Source organism: Streptomyces sp. cg35 (genome assembly GCF_050410835.1).
In the GTDB taxonomy this organism is placed as follows: Bacteria; Actinomycetota; Actinomycetes; order Streptomycetales; family Streptomycetaceae; genus Streptomyces.
On record NZ_CP191268.1, the window covers coordinates 43,991 to 63,311 of the forward strand.

Below are 19,321 nucleotides of genomic sequence, written 5' to 3' on the forward strand. Positions count from 1 at the left end.
AGGTGATCTGGAGAGATACCCTGGCCTTCCATGGCAATAAGTTCCGCGCTGTGCTCCTTCGCCCTAGTTGTAGGGCTTCTCACTCTGACTCCCGGACTCGACACCGCGCTGATACTGCGCACCTCGGCCCTTGGCAGGCGCGGGAGGGCCTTGGGCGTCGTCCTTGGAATCCAGACCGGCACCCTGGTGTGGGGTGCGTTCACCTTCCTCGGAGTGACGGCGCTCCTCACGGCCTCCCATCTCGCCTACACCGCGTTGCGCTGGATCGGCGCCGCCTACCTGATCTGGATGGCGGCCCGCATGCTCCGGGACACGTTCCGGGCGCTGCCCGGTCCAGAGACGGTCGCACCACTTCTGGCCGTCGGCGCTGACTCGCTCAGCGCGGGCTGGCGGCAGGGAACACTCACCAACCTCCTGAACCCGAAGATGGGTGCCTTCTACGTCGCTGTCCTGCCGCAGTTCATCCCCTCAGGGACAGACCACTTCACCATGGGCCTCCTCCTCACCACGGTGCACATCCTCATAGGTCTGCTCTGGTCTGCCGTCCTCATCGGCTTCGCTCGCGTCCTGCACGGCTGGCTCCGCAAGCCCAACGCGCGCCGTCTGCTCGACCGGATCAACGGCACCGTCATCGGCGCATTCGGCATCAGGCTGGCACTCAGCGACTAACGATCCGAGCGGCTCGGCACGGTGTACTGGCACTGCACTGGCACGAACGCATTCACACTCACACCCCCACCCCCACCCCCACCGACACCGACACCGACACCGACACCGACGAGATCTACCAGCACAAGCATCAGCCCTTCGGCCGACCGTCTCGCCCGTCTGCTGGGGAGCTCGTGGCACTGGTGCTGGCACCGGCCAGGGAGGCGCCGCGGGTCTCGGGCGCGAGGACGTGCGAGACCGCGGCGCCGCACACCAGGACGGCCGCGGCCAGCAGGATCGTCGCCGAGACGCCGAACCGGTCCATGGCCAGGGGAAGAAGGAACGTACCGGCCGCGGATGCGGCCCGGCTGACGGCCGTGCCGATGCCGCTGGCGCCCGCCCGCACCTGCGCCGGGAAGAGTTCCTTCGGGTAGACGCCCGGCAGAACACCTTGTGCGGCGTTGAAGAAGGAGAAGACGAGGAAACAGATCACGACGACCGCGACCGGAGCCCCGCTCCACAGCCCGATCACCGCCAGGGCCACGGCGCTGATCCAGAACGTCCACAGCACCAGCGGACGCCGGCCCGTGCGGTCGACGAGAACGACTCCGATCGCCGAGCCGACGACCGCGAGGACGCTGGTCGCCACCGACGCGGCGAGGCCGTTGCCCAGGCCCAGCGCGGAGAGCACCTGGGGCGCGAACGTGCCGATCGCGAAGTACGGCAGCACGCTGCATGCCCAGAACACGCAGACGAAGACGGTGCGCTTGCGGTACTCACGCCCCAGCAGCAGCGCCCATCCCGCGCCCTGCCGTGACGAGGTGCCGGACTCCGCGGACTTCGGGGCGAAGGCGTCGAGATCGTAGGCGGGCCCGATCCGCCGCGCTACCAGCCGCTCGGCCTCCGCCCGGCGGCCCCTCCCGGCCAGCCAGGCCGGTGACTCGGGCACCCGCAGCGCCAGGCACAGGCCGAGCGCCGCCAGCACGGCCGCTCCGGCGAACGGCCACCGCCAGGCGTCCGGTGCCGACTCCGCGACCAGGTAACCGACGACGTACGCGAGGATGAAGCCGACGTACCAGCCGAACTGCAGGGAGGCCAGGAGCGTGCCGCGTCGCCTGGCCGGGGCGAACTCCGCGACCATCGGGGACGTCACGACGTACTCGGCTCCGATGATCATGCCGATGAACAACCGCACGGCGAAGAGCTGTCCGGCGGTGGTGACCCACAACTGGGCCAGGCAGCCCACCAGATAGGCGGCCATCGTGAACACCACGAGCGGTTTGCGTCCGTAGCGATCGGTGAGCCAGCCGAACAGCGGACCTCCGACGAAGCAGCCGATGAGCGCGCCTGCTCCGACCAGGCCCTGCCACAGTGCCGACATGTCCAACTGGCGTGTCGCCATGGCCAGTCCGGGCCCCACAGCCTGGACGTAGCCGTCGATGAGCTTGCCGCACATCGCGACGGTGAACACGAGCAGGAACACGCGCCGGTACTGGCGCCGGTGTCCTTCGTGGACAGCCGTGGGCCTGGCGCCGGGATGGATCGTGGTCACGCGTGCCTCGCCCTCATGTGCTGGTCAGCGGGGCGAACCGGCCCTGCGCTGCTAGTGGAGGGACTGTAGGAAGCCGGGGAGCACGGGAACAAGGAATCCGGGAAGACCGCAATGTGCGTTGCGCTCAGAGCAACCGGTCGGTCGGTGTCGGACGTCGGCGCGGTTCCCAGCCGAGGGCGGCCGATACCCGGGCCGCCGCCCGGACCGTGATCCGTCCGGCCTCCTCCAGCGACCCGCCCAGGCGCTCCTCGGGCGCACCGACGTTGAACGCGGCGACCACCCGGCCGCGGAAGTCGCGGATCGGCGCCGAGACGCCGACGAGGCCCGATTCGAACTCCTCCCGCACCTCGGCGTACCCGCGGGCGCGGGCCTCCTGGATGCGCTGCCACAACTCCTGCACGGAATGCACGAGCGAACCGTCGAAGCCACCCGACAGGTCGCCCATGCCGAGGCGTACGTACAGCTCGTCCGGGGTCGCGTCGAGCAGCAGCACCCGTCCCGCCGAGGTGCGCGCGGCCGGCACGCCGCGCCCCTCCCAGCCGTGCGCGCGGTAGGAATGCGCGGAGACGGACAGCACGGTGAGGACTTCGCTGTCCCGCAGGACGCACAGGTGACAGGTCTCCTCGAGCTGTGCGGCCAGGCGCCGCATGACCGGCTCGGCGATCCGGAGCAGCCGGCTCTCCGCCGTGCGGGCCACCATCGAGAACAGGCGCCAGCCGAGGCGGTACTCCAGGGTGTCGGGGTCGCGCTCCACGACTCCCTCCTCGGCGAGTGCCTTGAGCGCGCGCGAGACCTGGCTCTTCTCGCGTCCGGTGCGCTGGGCGAGCTCGACGACGCCGAGCCCTCTGCCGCGCTCCGCCTCGTGCAGGGCGAGCGCGTCGAGCAGGCGCAGATCACGGTTGAGTCCTTGCCGCCGGTCCCCGGCGGGGCTCGCGGGAGTGGTCGTGCCCGGCAGGTCGGGGGTGTCCGGGTTCCGCGTCACGCCAGGTCCTCCGTGTCGCCGCAGCGCGGGGTTGCCGGCAGTGCAACCCGTATTGCGATCCCCCGCGATTCGTTGCCCGCCGCGTCCGGCCGTCCTTACGTTGACGGACGTGGGCCCCGCCTCTGCCGCCGGGGCCGTCGCACGTCCCTGGGAGATTCCTTCATGAAGATCACTGACATTACCCTCGACCGCCTACGGCTGGAACTGGAGCCTCCGTTTCGCGCGGCCTGGGACCCGGAGCCGCGCCGGCACTTCGACGCGACCGTCGTTCGGGTGCACACCGACGAAGGAATCACGGGCATCGGCTCGGGCGACACCATGGACGGGTTCGACGCGTTCCGTCACCTCTTCGTCGGGACCGATCCGCTGGACATCACCCGTCACGTGCGCGCCATCGAGACGGCCAACTTCCACGGCGGCCACTACTGGCCTCTGGAGGTCGCGCTGTGGGACATCATCGGCAAGGTGCACGACCGCCCCGTGGCCGAGCTGTTCGGCAACGCCACGAAGCGGCTTCCCGCGTACGCGTCCTCGGGCGAGCTGAAGTCGCCGAAGGACCGTGTCGACACGGCGCTGCTCGCCCGTGAGATCGGCTTTCGCGCGATGAAGATCCGTATCGACCGGAACCGGGTCCGCGAGGGCATCGCCGCCGTGCGGGCGGTCCGGGAGCGGCTCGGTGACGACTTCGAGATCATGGTCGACCTCAACCAGTCGTGGCGCATGGCCGGGGACACCGCCCCCGCCACCGATCTCGTCCGCACCCAGACGATCGTCGCCGAGCTCGCCGAACTCGGCGTGTTCTGGGTGGAGGAGCCGCTGCCGTACGCCGATCTCGACGGGTTCAAGCGACTGCGTGCCGCCAACCCCACCGTGCGGATCGCGGCCGGAGAGATGCACCACTCCACCACCGAGCTGCTGCGTTTCCTCGAGGAGGACGCGCTGGACGTCTACCAGATGGACGTCGTCCTCGCGATCGGCATGCACCGGGCGCGCACACTCGCCGAGGTGGCCCAGCTCAAGCACCGCCACTTCACACCGCACAGCTGGACCAACGGCATCGGCGTCCTCGCCAACGTGCACGTCGCGGCCGGAGTCGGCGGTGGCCCCTACTTCGAGTTCCCCTTCGACCCGCCCGGCTGGACGCCCGAGCGCCGCGACTTCATGCTCACCGACCCGGTACGCATCGAGGCGGACGGCTGCGTCGTCGTGCCGGACGCTCCGGGGCTGGGCGTGGACCTCGACGAGGACGCGGTACGACGCTGGCGGATCGGCTGAACCGACCGGTCCCCGAGGCGGCGAGGCGCACTCGGCGCCCGCCCGCCGCGCCGGGCAAAAGGAGTTGTCCGGCGCGGCCGGCCGCAACGGGAGGTCTCGCCTTCGGCCCTCGTGCGACGCGGGTCATCGCGGGTCATGGCGGGTGCTTCGGTGAAGCGAGGTGAGGGATGTCGATGTGGAGGGTGCCGATTCGTCGCCGCTCTCGACAGCCACGCAGTAGCCCCTCCCCTGCCGCTCAGTTGACGACACGCGCCCGGCGCCGCCATCACACGGTCCCCGCGGCTTGCGGTGATCATGGAGGGATGCTGACCGTGCTCGTGCTGGCCGCCCCCGACCAGGCGGCCGACCTCATCGCGCAGATCGAAGGTGTGGCGGAGGCCCGCGTGGTCTCCTCCACCCACGACAGCGCGCTCGCGCTCGCCCGTGCCCAGACCCTCCTGCCCGACGTCCTCGTCGCCGATCTCAGTGCCCGGTTCGCTCCGGACTCAGCCACCGTCATCCACCGTGCCCGGCTGCTGACGCCGCCCTGCACGGTCGTGGTGCACGCCGACGGCGCGGTCCTGGGGACCATCGCCCCCGAGGGCGCCGTCTGTCCCGCTCCCGATCCCGAAGCCGGCGCGCTCGCCCGTGTGCTCACGCAGCTGAGCGGCTTCCCGGCCTAGGTTTCCACCGTCATGTGTGAACCCGGGTCGACCACGGGATGAGCCCCAGGTCACAAGGGATCGGAGACACGCGGAACTCCCTCGCCGGGGCGCAACTGTTCAACTGTCACGTCCGTCCCACGAATGCACCCATGCATCCGTGAGGAAGACGAAGCACCGTGACCCAAGCACTGCCGCTGTCCGGACGACGTCCGCCGAGGCCGCGAGCGGCGGGGCGCCCGCCAGGTGTGGCCGACGGCAGGCGCCCGGACATTCAAGGGCTGCGTACCGTGGCCGTCACGCTCGTCGTGCTGTCGCACGCCGGGGTGCGGCAGTTCAGCGGCGGTTACTTGGGCGTCGACGTCTTCTTCGTCATTTCCGGCTTCCTGATCACGTCCCTGCTCTCCCGCGAGCTGGAGCGCACCGGCCGCATCTCCCTGTCCCGTTTCTACGCCCGACGGGCCCTGCGCCTGCTGCCTGCCTCCACCCTGGTCTCGGTCGTGACGCTGGGAGGGGCGTATCTCTTCCTCTCGAAGGTGCGCTTCGCGCAGTACGCGGGCGACGCGATCGCGAGCGGCCTGTACGCGGTCAACATCCGGCTCGCCGCGTCCGGCACGGACTATCTGCAGGCGGCCGACCCTCCGTCGCCCTTCCAGCACTTCTGGTCGCTGGCCGTCGAGGAGCAGTTCTACGTGGTGTGGCCGCTGCTTCTGGCTGCCGCGTATCTGGTCGTAGGCCGGCACCGACGGGCAGGACGAACGTCCTGGCGAACGGTCGCGGCGCCGGCCGCGACCGCGGCCGTCCTCCTCGCACTGTCGTTCTTCCTCAGCCTCCGTACGACGCGGGTATCTCCGTCCTGGGCCTACTTCGGTTCGCACACGCGGGGGTGGGAGCTGGCTGCCGGGGCGCTCCTCGCCCTCTGTGCCCACCGTCTGCGGGCCATGCCGCCGCCGCTCGCCGGAACGCTCTCCTGGGCGGGCCTGGCGGCCGTCGTCGGAGCAGCGCTCACGTTCGACAACGCGACTCCGTTTCCCGGGTACGCGGCGCTCGTGCCAGTCTCGGGCACGGTGCTCGTGCTGGCGGGCGGCTGCGTACCGAGCCGGTTCGGCGGCGAACTCGTCCTGCGGCAGCGGCTGTTGACCGGCATCGGCGGCCTCTCCTACGGCTGGTACTTGTGGCACTGGCCGCTGCTCGTGATTCTTCCCGTCGCCCTGGACCGACCGACGGCCGGCGTACCCGCCCGGTTGGCGGTGTGCGTGTTCGCCCTGGTGCCGGCCTGGCTGACGCTTCGGCTCGTGGAGAACCCGATACGGTTCGGCGCCGTGTTCCGGGACCGGCCGCGCAGGGCGCTGGGCCTGGGCGCCGGTTCGACGGCGGGGATCGTGACGCTCGCGCTCGTCGCGGCGCTCTTTCCGCCCGCGATCGGCTCCGGTCGTCCGGCGCCGGGTCTGGCCGCGGCCCTCGACCGGGCACCGGACCCGCAGGCACGCCTGGCCCAGTTGCTCACCGCGCCCAACGACGTCGTCCCCGGCAATCTCTCGCCCGGCCTCGCCGAGATCAAGGCGGGTCGTTCGGCGGTGTACCGGGACGGCTGCCACGTCGGCCCGGCCTCGGTCGACGTGCCGCCGTGCGTGTACGGAGACCCTGCGTCGGACACCACGGTGGTGCTCTTCGGTGACTCGCACGCAGCCCAGTGGTTCCCGGCTCTCGAACGCCTCGCGCGCGAGCGCCACTGGCGGCTCGTCTCCTGGACGAAGGCCTCGTGCAAGGTCGCCGACGTCACGATCGTCAGCGCGGGCGCACCGTACACCGCGTGCGACACGTGGCGCTCGAAGGTCCTGGCGCGGATCGCGGACCTGCGGCCCGACCTGGTGATCGCCTCCTCGTCGGAGGCGGGCGATGCCGCGCGCCCGGGCGCCGAGGGCGCGGTGCGGCAGTGGACGTCGGGCTTCGAGCGGACGTACCGGTCGATCCGGGCGAGCGGGGCCCGGGTGGTGGCGCTCCTCGACACGCCCTGGCCTGTGTCGGACGCGGTGGACTGCGCGGCGACGTATTCGCTGCGTCTGGGGCGGTGCGCTGCCGCGCCCGGCCGTGCGGTGAAGGACCCTCACAAGGCCGCCGCGGTACGGGCGGCTGCGGCGTCGACCGGGGCCTCGGCCGTCGATCCGGGCCGATGGCTGTGCGCGCCCCGGGTGTGTCCGGTGCTGGTGGCCGACACACTCGTGTACCGCGACGACGGCCACATGGCGGAGGCCTACGCGCGGGCTCTGTCCCCGGTCCTCGGCGCCGAGCTCACCCGGCGGTTCGGAATGCCGTGATCCCCCGGTACTCCCTCAGGCCTGGTCGACCAGGCGTGCTCCCCGTTCAGCGCCCTACAGAGCGCGGGCCTTCTGCCCGGAGCTTGTTCTTCCTACGATGACGCGATGAACGCTGGGGGCGGGTGGGATGCGTGAGACTGCGAGTTTCCGTTGTCGTGACAGTGCTCGTGTTTCTGCTGTCCGGCGCAATGGTGGCGTGGGCGCTCGACGGCGCTCTGGGTCTGTCGTTCACGGCGAAGGCCGTACCCGTGGAACAGGCCCGGCAGGAGCCGGTGCGCACCCCGCGGGCGGCGCCGACGCTGCGTGCGATCACCGGTGTCACCGGTACCCGACTGCGGCTCGCCGGCGAGGCGGTCGGTGACGCGCTCGCAGCCCGCGGTCGTGCCGCGCCCGCGATCCGGACGAGCCGCGACGACGTGGCCGCCGGCGACGCGCTGGCCGTGCGGGTGGGCGGCCTCTCCGGTGGCGGGTCCGACGAGCGGTACCGGCTGAGGCGTACCGGGCGTGGTTACGTCCTGGATGCGGCGTCGGCGGCCGGTGCCGCGGCGGGTCTGTATCGGTTCGCGGATCGCGTCCGCGGCGGCGAGGACGTCCAGGCGGACCGAGGGCGCGTCGTGGCGCCGAAGTTGGGGCTCCGGTTGATCGACACCGGTGCCGTCGGCCTGGACGCCGATCGCGCCCGGTTCGTCGGGGGCAAGGACTACTCCCTCAACTCCGATGTCGTGGGGAGGGCGTTGCTGCCGCGGGCCCCCTGGGTGGACGGCGCCGAGGTCGGGCGGATCGGGCAGCAGTTCCGGACACTCGTCCGGCACGCGGTGCGAGACGGCTACAACGGCGTGGTGGTACCCGGCTTCCTCGAGTACGTGACCTTCTCCGGCGTCGGCGACGGGCGGTCCGTGTACCCGGCGGACGACGTGCACGTCGCTCGGGCCCGCGCGATGGTCAAGGCATTCGCGCCGGTGTGGCGGTACGCCCACGAAGCGGGCATGCGGGTCTACTTCCAGACGGACATGCTGGCACTGTCACCGCCTCTTCGCCGCTATCTGGAGCGCGAGTTCGGCAGGCTGGACACCGAGAACCCGAAGCTGTGGTCGGTGTACGCGGCCGGGCTCGAGGAACTGTTCCACGCGATGCCGTTCGCGTCCGGAGTGATGATCCGTACCGGCGAAGGCGGATCCGCGTACCGGCTGCCGGGCTGGGACTACACCTCGGCGATCGAGGTGACGACGGCCGGATCGGTGCGCGCCATGCTGCGGTCGCTCCTGGGCGCCGCCGAACGGGCAGGCGGCGACCGAGAGGTGATCTTCCGTACGTGGAGCGTGGGCGTCGGCGCCGTCGGCGATCTGCACACCAACCCTGCCTCGTACAGAGCGGTGCTGGACGGCATGGACGATCCTCGGCTGATCGTGTCGACGAAGTACTCCCAGGGCGACTTCTACTCGCATCTGCCGCTCAACCCGACGCTGCTAGGTGGCTCCCAGCGGCGCATCGTGGAGTTCCAGGCCCGCCGGGAGTTCGAGGGGCAGGGCGCCCTGCCGGATGACCTGGCGGAGCTGGAACAGACGGCGCTGCGACGCTTTCTGTCCGCCAATCCTCCCATCGAGGGCGTGTGGACCTGGGCGCAGACGGGCGGACCGCTGTACGCCGGTCCGCGCTCGCTGTACCTGCGGACCGGATTCTGGCAGTTGTGGGACGTGAACGTGTATCTGACCGCCCGCCTGGCGCAGGATCCCGAAACCGACGTGGCCAAGGCTCGTACGGCGTGGATCCGCCGGACGTTCTCGGACGATCCGGCGACCGTGGCAGCGATCGGCCGGATCCTGGGGCTGTCGCGCGCGACGATCACCAAGGGGCTGTACATCGGTCCGTACGCGGACACCTCGGCCAAGGCACTCGGTCTCGAACCCCCGCCGATGATGTGGATCTTCGAGTGGGACATCGCGACCGGTGACAGCGCCGCCCTTTCCAGCATCTACGCCGCCACCCGCACCCGGATGCCCGAGGCGCTGGCCGACGCACAAAGGGCAGTGGAGCTCTCGCGCCGTCAGCAACGGCTTCTGTCAGGGACGGACCCCGGCACCTGGCGCGACGCGCAGTTGCGCGAACGGTTTGCCGACGCACTCGCCTACCAGACGAACCTGCTCACGGTGCTGGGCGAGTACCGCGGTGCCGTGTTGTGGCACCAGAGATGGCTCGACACCGGATCGGCCGACGCGAGCAGGCGATGGCACGCGGCCGAGCATCGGTTCCGGGCAGCGGCAAAGGACCACGAGCAGCGCTACGGCGACGATCTGGCGCTGCCGGCCTACAACTTCACGGCAGCCGATGGGGGTCTGCGGCGGGCGGACCGCGATCCGGCCATGGCCTGGTGGGCGCGTGCTCTGCTGCTCGCCCTGCTCCTGACTGCCGTGGCCGCCGTGACGTTGAGGAGGCTGCCCGGAGCCGCTGGGGTCCGGGCACTGCTGACTGCCTCGCTGCGCCCGTGGCAGGTGCGGACGCTCCCCGAGCCGCCGGGCCGGCTTGACCGGCTCGTGGTGTGGATGCTCCCGGGACTGGTCCTCGTGCTGAGTCGCGCGGTGCAGACCTGGTTCCTGGCGCCGGTGCACGTGGCGGTGACGATGGGCGCCTGGGTGGTCTTCGCGGGCGTACTGCGTTGCGCGGTGGGGCGTCATGGGTACCGGCTTGCGGCGGCGGTGGGCGGCGCCGCTCTTCTACGGACGCTGCTCCTGCTGGGCGTGCTCGCCGTGCGCGGGCCCGGCTTCTACTGGTTCGGGTTCTGGACCTCGGCAGCGGGCCGCTTCCTGTACGTGATGGTGGCGTGGGCCCTGTTCCTCTGGGTGTGCGCAGCCGCCTGGTGGGCCCTTCGTCTTGGCTACCGGCTGAGCGCCCGGCGGGCCTGGGGCTGGCTCCTCGGTGCCGTGGGCAGCACTGTCTCGGTGGGTGCTCTGGTGGCCTGGGCGGTGGGCACGGAAACTTCGCTCAGCACCTGGAACGACCAGATGGCGCTGCTGCCGTGGGGCCTGCACCGCATCCTGGGCCTCACGGAGTACCTGGGCATCCCGGGAACGGTCCCGCGCACGCTCACCGTCGCGGCCGCGGTCGTGACGGTCGCGTCGGCCCTGCTGGTGACGGTCCGTCGGAGAGGCGAGTCGGCGGAAGAGACATCCGGCGCCGAGCGGAGGGCGGGGCAGGTCTCGAGGTGAGGGCGTCCGGAAACTAGGGCGGCATGGGAGGCAGGCGCGTTCAGCCTGAGACGGGCTCCGACCCCTCCTCGCCGGCGTGCACTTCGGCGTCTCCCCCGCCCTGAGAGCGAGTTCGCGTCGGCTCGTCGGCGAGCACCTCGCGCGCCATCCGGGACGTGGACCGGCCGCCTGCTCGACGGCTTCGACTTCGCCCTATGCGCATCGAGGTCGGCGGCGCGCCCCCAACAGGTCTGCCAGGCAGCCCAGTTGGGTCGCCCCGCGCGAGGACAGGACCGCCAGCATCCGGAACTGCGGCAGGGGCACCCGGTTCTCGACCTCGGCGAGCGTACGGGCCGACACCGCGCCCCGTACTCGCGTCGCGAGTACGGGGCGGTGAAGAGCAGGAGTTCCGCCGACGTCCTCCGGGCCGAGAGTCCACCGACTGGCGGACCCCAGGTTCAACCGGTCGCCGCTGTCGGCGTCACACCTCCGCGACCAGCATGGCTGTCATGAAGAATTCAGGTGCAACGACGATGAGCAGAACCCGGGATCCGCATGCCGAGCCGGTTGTCCGGCTCGACTGCGTCAGCCGGGTCTATGGCGGAGCGAAGAACCCGGTGACCGCGCTCGACGACGTCAGCATCTGCCTTGACGCGGGTACCTTCACCGCCGTCATGGGTCCGTCCGGATCGGGCAAGTCCACCCTGCTGCATTGTGCGGCGGGCCTGGACCGGCCCACGTCGGGGACCGTGCGTCTGGACGGCGTGGACCTCGCCTCGCTGCGTGAGCGGTCCTTGACCAGGTTCCGCCGCGAGCGCATCGGCTTCGTGTTCCAGGCGTTCAACCTGCTGCCCGCGCTGAACGTCGTCGACAACGTGACGCTGCCCCTGCGCCTGGCCGGCACTCGGCCCGCCAGAGCAGTCGTGGACGAGGTCCTCGAGCAGGTCGGACTGAGCGGGAAGCGGGCCAGCCGGCCGGGCGAGCTGTCCGGTGGCCAGCAGCAGCGGGTCGCGATCGCACGGGCGCTGGTCACACGGCCTGCGGTGATATACGCGGACGAGCCGACCGGCGCCCTGGACACGCGCACCGCGGCCGAAGTCCTCACTCTCTTACGGCAGTCGGTCGACAGAGCGGGCCAGACCATCGTCATGGTCACGCACGACCCGGTGGCCGCCGCGTACGCGGACCAGGTCGTCTTTCTCGCCGACGGACGGCTGATCGGTGCGCTCGAGCGGCCGAGCGTCGAGCAGGTGACGGGGCAGATGCAGAAGCTGGGCACGTGGGACGACCGTGGCGCGCTCCAGCAGACCGGGTACGGGGTGCAGCGATGATCCGTATCGCGCTGCGCACCCTGCGCTTGCACAAGGGCGGCTTCATCGCTTCGTTCGTGGCGCTGTTCCTCGGTGCCGTCATCGTCATCGGCTCCGGCGGTCTTCTCGAGACCGGCATCCACAACGCGGCACCACCGCATCGCCTCGCCGCCGCGCCGATCGTCGTCACCGGCGATCAGCGCTTCGCGTACACCCAGGAGGAGCTCGTCTTCCCCGAACGCCTGCACATGGGCGCCGAGTTGGGAGACAAGCTCGACAAGCTCCCGGGGGTCGGCTCTTCGGTCCAGGACCTCTCCTTCCCGGCGGCTCTCGCCCGGGGCGGCGAGGTCACCGGCCACGGCTGGTCCTCCGCCAAGCTCGCCCCGTACCACCTCACCGAAGGCAGGGCACCCGTCGGGGACAGCCAGATCGTCCTCGGGGAACGGCTCGCGGACCGTACGGGACTGAAGACCGGCGAGCGGATACGACTGCTGGTCCACGGCGTCGAGGAGAGCTACCAGGTCTCGGGGCTGGCCGCCGGTGCGGACGACGACGGCGCCGTGTTCCTGGCCGACACGGAGGCCGCCCGGGCCGCGGACCGTGTCGGAAGGATCGACAACATCGGGGTCTTCCCGGCCCCTGGTGCGAAGGTGCAGGACGTCGCCTCCACTGTGCGCAAGGCCGTGGACGGCTCGCCGATCACCGTGCTGACCGGGGACGACGGCGGCCGTGCCGAGGATCCGGGCGTCATCGCCGACGGCAGCGACCTGATCCCGTTGGCCGCCGCGTTCGGCGGTCTGTCGGCGATGGTCACGGTGTTCGTGGTGGCCAGCACGCTCGGCCTCTCCGTCCAGCAGCGACAGCGCGAGATGGCGCTGCTGCGCACGATCGGTACGACACCGGGGCAACTGCGCCGGCTCATCCTCGGCGAGACCCTCTTCCTCGCCGTCATCGCCACCGGTCTCGCGGCCGTCCCCGGGCCCTGGTTCGGGCGGCGGCTGCTGGACGCCTTCTCCAACGCGGGCGTCGTGCCCGACTCGATCGCGTACCGGGCAGGCTCCGTGCCGGTGATCGTCGGGGCAGCCACCGCGCTGCTCACCGCGCTCGGCTCGGCGTACATCGCGGCGCAGGCCGCGGCCCGCACCAGGCCGACCGAGGCGCTGGCCGAAGCGACGCTGCACCGGCGCTGGTTCAGCGCGTTCCGGTTGATCGTCGGGCTGCTGTGCCTCATCGGCGGTGCGGCCCTCGCCTGGGGCACCACGGGTGCGGCCGGCCCTGACGCGGCGGGGGTCGCGACACCGGCCGCGATGGTGTGGGCCGCGGCGTTCGGTCTCCTGGGACCCGTCGTCGTACGAGCCCTCGTGGCAGTGCTGCGCCGTCCCGTCGGGAGGGCGTTCGGGCTCGCCGGTGAGCTCGCCGCGCACAACGCGCGGGCGCGCACGGCGCGGCTGGCATCCGCCGTGATGCCGGTGATGCTGGCCAGCGGCCTGGCGGTCGGCCTGGTCTACATGCAGACGACGCAGTCCGACGGCGCCAAGCGGGCGTTCGACGAGAACCTGCGCGCGGACGTCGTGGTGACGTCGGCCTCTGGCGGTCTCCCCCTCGACCTCGTCGGCAGGATCCGCGAACAGCCGGGAGTGGTCGCGGCGTCCGCGCAGATCCCGACGACCGGCTACATCGAGCCGGACGAGCCGATGCGGCCGAGCGAGGGTGAGGACACCGGCCCGCAGCCGATCGAGCTGTCGATGCAGGGGGTGACTCCGCAGGGCCTGGACCGCACCACCGCGTACCGGGCGGCGAGCGGCAGCCTCACCGCCCTGAGCGGCGACTCCGTGGCACTCCCCACCGCGTACGCCAAGGACCACAAGCTCGGCGACCCGGTCCCGATGCGCCTCGGCGACGGCACCCAGGTCACGTTGAAGTTGGTCGCCACCATCGACGGGCGGCGCGGCTACGAGACGGCACTTGTCCCGGCGTCACTCCTCATCGGGCACACGGACGGCGGGCTCGTCCCGCAGATCGTGGTGAGTGCGGCAGACGGCACGGACCGAACCCAACTCATCGCTTCTCTCACGAAGTTGGATGATCTCCAGCCCGGGGTCCAGGTGTCCGGAACACAGGTACTGGAAGCCGCTCAGGCCGACACGGACCATACGCAGGCCTCGATGGCGTATCTGGTGCTCGGTGTGGTCGTCGGTTACGCGACGCTCGCTCTGATCAACACGCAGGTCCTGGCGACGGCCGAACGGCGCAAGGAGTTCATGCTGCAGCGGCTCATCGGGGCCACCCGCCGTCAGATCCTGCAGATGATGTCGGTCGAGGCGACCTTGGTGGCGCTGGCCGGGAGCGCGCTCGGCCTCCTGGTCGCCGGGGCGACGTTGGTTCCGTTGAGCATGAGCGTCCTCGGCACGGTCCTGCCCGGCGGGTCCCCGTGGATCCTGATCACGGTGATCGCCGGCGCGGCAGCCCTGACTCTGCTGACGACGCTGCTCGCCGCGGGGGCGGTGCTGCGGGGGCGGCCACAGGACGCGGCGGGGCTGCGGGAGTAGCGGCGCATGACGTGGATCAGGGGTACCGCCCCACGGAACACTGTGCGCGAGCTGTCGCTACCAGAGGCCTCCGCGCGCTGGGCCAACCGACAGGAACGAAACGTGCGTTGCGTATCGGAATGGGAACCGAGAAGCCGTCCGGCGTCGAAGGGTGCGGGCGCGCGCTTCGGTCAGAGGGAATGCGGCTACGTTACGGACATCGATCCGTTGAGACGTCGACCGTGGCGGCCGGTAGGGTCCACCGGTGCGTGCGGGGATCGTGGGGGATACGCCGAAATCCGTCTTGAGTTGCTCAGCGATGGCGTCGTGCGTGACGCGTCCACGCGTGAGGGGGGACAGTTCCAGAACTCTGGCCAGATGGCCGAGACGGTCCAACGCCCGGGCGCCGACTGGGGAGCGGTCCTCGATCGTCTCCAGTACGCCCAGGAGGTGGGGCACGATGGCGGACGGCGTCGGAGGCGACAGCCCTGCCGTCAGGAAGCCCGCGGCACACAACGGACCTCGCCGACCGTGGCGGGCGCTCGCACTGATGTGGAGAAGGTGGACCACGAAGGCGCCTGCGGGCGACCAAGCCGGCGGCGTGGAGGGCACGGACGACATCGATCAAGATGGCGGCACCTACTTGATCTTGCCTCGGCCCCGGTGTAGGGGTGTCTTCGTATGTTGCATCCCGCATGTTTCGCAGACAAGGAACGTTTCTCATGAGCACTCTCGGAATCGCCGGAAAGTCATCCGTAGCTCTCGCACTGGGCTGCGCGGCCACGTTGTTGATGCCGGCCACTCCGGCCGCCGCCTCAGACTGGGACCGGAACTGCTACAGCATCTCCGCCCCCTACAAGGGCATCAGTGAAATCATCGGCAAGGCCGGAAAAACCCGCAGCGGCTGCACGGACGCCACCATTTCCCTGCAGCGTCACCGCTGGTACGGCTGGGAAGAGATGGACTGGACCCCGCTGGAGAGCGGCACCAAGCTGGCGTACTGGAACTGCACGGGTTCTGGCACCTACACCTACAAGACCGTCGTGGGCGTCGACTCCAACCTCGCCACCTACGAGAGCGCCGAACGTCGCTTGACCTGCTGAGGACCACGGTGGTCCACGGGTCCTCGCCGGGGTCTACGTGACCGGCCGGGGGAAGCCACAGGCCCGCCTTGCGGTGCGCGACGAGCAACACCCGCTCGTGCGTTTCGTCGAGGACGACGAAGTAGCTCACCAGGTGCTGTGCCGGCACGTCGGGTTTGCGAGTGCGGTAGAGCGGGGCACCGCCGGCGATCCACTCCGTAGCGGTCTCCAGGTGAGTGCGCTCCAAGTCGTCCCACGGGCTGATGCCCCTTTCCGATTCCAGGAGTTGAGACCGTAGGTGGTCTGTTTCGGTGACGGATGTGGGGTCTGATGCCGGCATCCGTCCATCCTGGCAAGAGCCACTGACATCGCCTGCCGGATCGTTTCGGATGCAAGCGACGCGTCACCCGGGAACGTTGGGTATCGCCCAGCCTTTCTCCAGGCCAAGCGTCATCTCGCGGGCGCACAAGGGCTCCTGTCGCTGGACCAGTTACCCATTCCGCAGCGCGCTGGATGGAGGACTGTGGCGGCCGGTGACCTTCGCTACGCAACGTCAGGTCGTGTCATCAGCGGCGACCGCACATGCAGCTCCAAGCTGGGGCCGGTCAGGGGCACGGTGCTCCAGGTCGCCGCTGCGGTCCCCGCTTCGGTGTCGACGACGAGGCGAACCCGGTGCGGGGTGGTGATGACGTAGAGGTCGGCGGCGAATGTGCTTCCCTGCCAGGCGCCGGCCGCGACAACGGGCCGGCCGAGCGGGGAGCTTTCTCGCCAGGCGCCGTGGCCGATCTCGACGTCGAGGAGGGAGTCGAATCGTACGAGCCATCCGCCGTCGGTGGGGTCGATGGTCACTGTCGTTCCGTCGGGCAGGGCCGAATCCTCGGAGGAGGCGTCGAGTCTCGCACTGACCGAGCGCCCCGGACCGGCCGAACCCGGCGTCGGCGGCAACGACAGCCGCCGCAGCCGATCGGCGAGGATCTCGTCTTCCCCGGCGCTTGCCGAATGCTGCACACCGGGCAGCAGGCACTCCCAGATGGAGTCGAGTACCTCCTGAGCGTCCCCCTGGGCGGTCACGGCGACCACGAGATCATGCGACGGGATCACCACGCACTGCTGCCCGAAGGAGCCGTGACCGTGGTACCCGTGACGCGACATCCAGAACTGGTAGCCGTAGCCGCAGCGGAAGTCCGCCTGGTTCGGCTCGTCCAGGTCCCAGACGCAGTCGATGTGCCGTCTGGTCGCGAGCTCCACCCACGCGCGCGGGACGAGCTGCTGCTCGTCCCAACGGCCACCACTCAGCAGCAGTTGCCCGAAGGCGGCGATGGCTTCGGTCGTGAGGTGCAGTCCGTGGAATCCGAAAGCGGCACCGCTGGCCACCCGGTCCCATTCGGCGTGGTCGACGCCCATCGGCTTGAACAGGCGTGCGTCGAGGAACTCCGGAAGACCGCAGCCCGTGACCCGTTCCACCATCCGGGCCAGGATGAAGGTGGTCGAGTTGTCGTAGGTGTGCCGCGTGCCCTCGGTCGCGGCGAACGGCAAACGCAGGAAACCCTTCACCAGGTCGTCGGGTTCCAGCTCCCATGCCTCGGCAAGGCTGTCCGTGGCATGCCCGGCTGACATGGACAGCAGATGGTGAACGGTGATGCGGCCTCCCTGCTCCGAGACGTCGGAAGGGACGTGGTCCGGCAACACGTCCACCACTCGATCGTCCAGCGAGAGAAGCCCGTCGGCGATCGCGAGCCCCACGGCGATCGACGTGAACGACTTGGTCAGCGAGTAGAGGAGGTGCGGGCGGTCCGCCGAGTACGGGTCCCACCAGCCTTCGGCGACGACGTGACCGCGATGCACGACCATGATCGAGTGGCACTCGACGGATCGATCCTCGAGCCGGTCCAACAACGCGGCGATCGAACGGGACGAGATACCCGAGGCAGTCGGTGCCGAACGCGGCAGCAAAGCACGCTGGAAAGACATTCCGACTTTCTAACAGATCCCGGATGACCAGGTGCGACTACCCGTGGGCAGCCGGCCTCGGCCCAGGCGTTTCAGTTCACTCCTTGACCGGATCGGATCCCGGCCTTTTGACGAGCCGGTCACCGACTGCGACCGCCTTCCAGAGCCGGCGGCTGATGCGGACCTTCACGTTTTCGCCGTCCGCACGGCGCACCTTGACGAAGTGATACATGTTCGAGCCGTCGAGCATGCCCCGGGACTTCTCGGTGACGGCGCCTTCCCAAGCGTCGTCCTGCCTTACTTTGCGTGATGTGAACATATTGGAGATTCTACGAAGCCACATGGTCGCCGGTGCAGGGCTTCAGATCCCCTCTTGGAGATGACATATGTCATTCCCGATCCGGAACATTTGTGGTGCGCCTCGCTGCGCCGCCGGCAATGGGCCGATCACGTACAGCAGGTCATTGTCTCGCACCAGCACCATCTGGCCATCGAGCGCGGAGCCGGCACAACTGCACTTCCGGAGGCGGCTACTCCTGCCGGCCACGGGCATCCGCCAGCCATGATTCTTGCCCGATCACTACCGGACACACCCGCCGAGTGGGGACTCATGCTGGGCGCTCTCACGCTCTACTTCCTGGGGCGCTGGTTCTTCGCCTGGCGGCAGGCCCAGTCGGAGGGGCACAGACATCCTGCTCACACCGCGCTGCACGAGCTCGGGGACGACGAGCCCACATCGCGCAGTGCACCCGGGGGGTTCGCTTCCTGGAAGGAGTTCCTGCGCTTCGTTCTTGTCGCCGTGGTGATCGCCGCGATCGCCGGGCTGACGTCGGGAGCGCTCCGCATCGCCCTGCTGGCCTGCATCACCCCGCTGCTGGTCCTCGCCCTCGCCTACCTGGACTCCCGAGAGAAGCGCACAGCACGGGAATCCAGTCCACGTACGACCGAGTGACCCGGTCGTACGTCTTCCTCAATGTCGTCGAACCCCTGCCCCGGCGTTCAGGGCGTGGGAGGCCAACTCCGGGGTATCTGGCGGCGCATGGAACGCGAACGCCGCCTGCGGCGGCACACATGGGGCTGGAGACTGGTGCGCGCCTTCGTCATGGCGCTGGGATTCGTCTGCATGGTGGCGTTCGCCGTCGCGCTGGCGAAGGTCACGCTCGTCCCGTCGCCGGCGTCAGTGCCGTTGACCCACAACAATCTGCACCCCGGCAGTTCCATTCGCCTCTACCTGGAGCAGCCGGACTGGCGTGACACCATCAAGCAGGTCGGCGGGAACATCCTTCTGGGAGTACCGTTCGGCTTCCTGTTGCCGGTTCTCTTCCCGCGCACCCGGGGCTTGGTCCGGGTGGTCCTCATGACGGCTTTCGTCATGCTCACCGTCGAGATCGCGCAGGGGCTGCTGGTCGCCGGGCGAGCCTTCGACATCGACGACGTGATCCTCAATTCGGCGGGGGCCTTCTTCGGGTACCTCGTCCTGGGCCGCAGGCTCGGCCGGGCGTTGCATCCGCGCCGCGCCCATTGGTGGCACCCACGCCGCACCGAACCGGCTCCGACCGCAGCGGCAGAGAAGGACCGGAGCCGCTGGATGTGGGGCTGGCGCAGGAGCAACCCCCGTCCTGCACCGGACGCCAAGAATGCCACCCCTCCGAAGCGCTCCCGCAGGAAGCTCCCCGCGTTGCTCCGAACGAAGCGGCCCTGATTCTCGAAGACTTGGGCCGCGCCGCACGGCGACCACCCGCGGCAGATCGGCGATGCTCGGTGGGAGGATGACGAACTGCCGTCGCGGCCTCGGCCGCATCGCCGCGCTGCACCTGGCCCGGCCCGCATCGCGCGCGCCGTCGAGTATCGCA

At 70.0% G+C, this 19,321-nt stretch carries 14 protein-coding genes and 2 pseudogenes; 10 read left to right on the plus strand and 6 right to left on the minus strand.

Going from position 1 to position 19,321, the window contains the following annotated elements; genetic code table 11:
- Nucleotides 1–30: 30 nt before the first annotated feature.
- Nucleotides 31–669, plus strand: a complete 639-nt coding sequence (locus ACQUQD_RS00245; RefSeq protein WP_428949831.1) for a LysE family translocator — start codon at nt 31–33, stop codon at nt 667–669.
- A 130-nt stretch (nt 670–799) separates the two neighbouring features.
- Here ACQUQD_RS00245 and ACQUQD_RS00250 read toward each other — a convergent pair whose 3' ends face one another.
- The gene (locus tag ACQUQD_RS00250; RefSeq protein WP_428949832.1) at nt 800–2,200 is read right to left on the minus strand and encodes an MFS transporter; all 1,401 of its coding nucleotides are present in this window, start codon (nt 2,198–2,200) and stop codon (nt 800–802) included.
- A 124-nt stretch (nt 2,201–2,324) separates the two neighbouring features.
- Nucleotides 2,325–3,182 (minus strand): IclR family transcriptional regulator, encoded by an 858-nt coding sequence (locus ACQUQD_RS00255; protein ID WP_428949833.1) that lies wholly within the window; start codon nt 3,180–3,182, stop codon nt 2,325–2,327.
- Nucleotides 3,183–3,344: 162 nt separating this feature from the next.
- Between ACQUQD_RS00255 and ACQUQD_RS00260 the strand changes: the two genes are divergently transcribed.
- From ACQUQD_RS00260 to ACQUQD_RS00285, 6 genes are all read left to right on the plus strand, one after another.
- Nucleotides 3,345–4,457, plus strand: a complete 1,113-nt coding sequence (locus ACQUQD_RS00260; protein ID WP_428949834.1) for a mandelate racemase/muconate lactonizing enzyme family protein — start codon at nt 3,345–3,347, stop codon at nt 4,455–4,457.
- A gap of 302 nt (nt 4,458–4,759) precedes the next feature.
- Nucleotides 4,760–5,119, plus strand: coding sequence for a hypothetical protein (locus tag ACQUQD_RS00265; protein ID WP_428949835.1), 360 nt, complete (start codon nt 4,760–4,762; stop codon nt 5,117–5,119).
- A 227-nt stretch (nt 5,120–5,346) separates the two neighbouring features.
- Nucleotides 5,347–7,416, plus strand: a complete 2,070-nt coding sequence (locus ACQUQD_RS00270; protein WP_428949836.1) for an acyltransferase family protein — start codon at nt 5,347–5,349, stop codon at nt 7,414–7,416.
- Between the two features lie 155 nt (nt 7,417–7,571).
- Entirely contained in the window at nt 7,572–10,619 is a 3,048-nt protein-coding gene (locus ACQUQD_RS00275) for a hypothetical protein (RefSeq protein WP_428949837.1), read from the plus strand.
- Nucleotides 10,620–11,131: 512 nt separating this feature from the next.
- Nucleotides 11,132–11,929, plus strand: a complete 798-nt coding sequence (locus tag ACQUQD_RS00280; RefSeq protein WP_428949838.1) for an ABC transporter ATP-binding protein — start codon at nt 11,132–11,134, stop codon at nt 11,927–11,929.
- On the plus strand, nt 11,926–14,457 hold the full coding sequence (locus ACQUQD_RS00285) for an ABC transporter permease (RefSeq protein ID WP_428949839.1): 2,532 nt from the start codon (nt 11,926–11,928) through the stop codon (nt 14,455–14,457). The genes ACQUQD_RS00280 and ACQUQD_RS00285 overlap by 4 nt, the downstream gene beginning before the upstream one ends.
- Before the next feature lie 190 nt (nt 14,458–14,647).
- On the opposite strand, the pseudogene ACQUQD_RS00290 reads toward ACQUQD_RS00285, so the two are convergent.
- Nucleotides 14,648–14,988 (minus strand): annotated as a pseudogene (locus ACQUQD_RS00290) (oxygenase MpaB family protein); the annotation flags it as partial.
- Nucleotides 14,989–15,158: 170 nt separating this feature from the next.
- Between ACQUQD_RS00290 and ACQUQD_RS00295 the strand changes: the two are divergent.
- Nucleotides 15,159–15,539 carry a hypothetical protein gene (locus ACQUQD_RS00295; RefSeq protein ID WP_428949840.1) on the plus strand — a complete coding sequence of 127 codons (381 nt, stop codon included), beginning with the start codon at nt 15,159–15,161 and terminating at the stop codon, nt 15,537–15,539.
- Between the two features lie 16 nt (nt 15,540–15,555).
- On the opposite strand, the pseudogene ACQUQD_RS00300 reads toward ACQUQD_RS00295, so the two are convergent.
- From ACQUQD_RS00300 to ACQUQD_RS00310, 3 genes and pseudogenes are all read right to left on the minus strand, one after another.
- Nucleotides 15,556–15,858: pseudogene (locus ACQUQD_RS00300) on the minus strand (NUDIX domain-containing protein); the annotation flags it as partial.
- A gap of 203 nt (nt 15,859–16,061) precedes the next feature.
- Nucleotides 16,062–17,489, minus strand: a complete 1,428-nt coding sequence (locus tag ACQUQD_RS00305) for a serine hydrolase domain-containing protein (protein ID WP_428949841.1) — start codon at nt 17,487–17,489, stop codon at nt 16,062–16,064.
- Between the two features lie 76 nt (nt 17,490–17,565).
- A complete protein-coding gene (locus ACQUQD_RS00310) occupies nt 17,566–17,787 on the minus strand; it encodes a DUF7489 domain-containing protein (protein ID WP_428949842.1) in 222 nt (73 codons plus the stop codon).
- A 291-nt stretch (nt 17,788–18,078) separates the two neighbouring features.
- Here ACQUQD_RS00310 and ACQUQD_RS00315 point away from each other — a divergent pair, with 291 nt between their 5' ends.
- Entirely contained in the window at nt 18,079–18,420 is a 342-nt protein-coding gene (locus ACQUQD_RS00315; protein ID WP_428949843.1) for a hypothetical protein, read from the plus strand.
- 87 nt (nt 18,421–18,507) lie between these two features.
- A complete protein-coding gene (locus ACQUQD_RS00320; RefSeq protein ID WP_428949844.1) occupies nt 18,508–19,170 on the plus strand; it encodes a VanZ family protein in 663 nt (220 codons plus the stop codon).
- Nucleotides 19,171–19,321 lie beyond the last annotated feature (151 nt).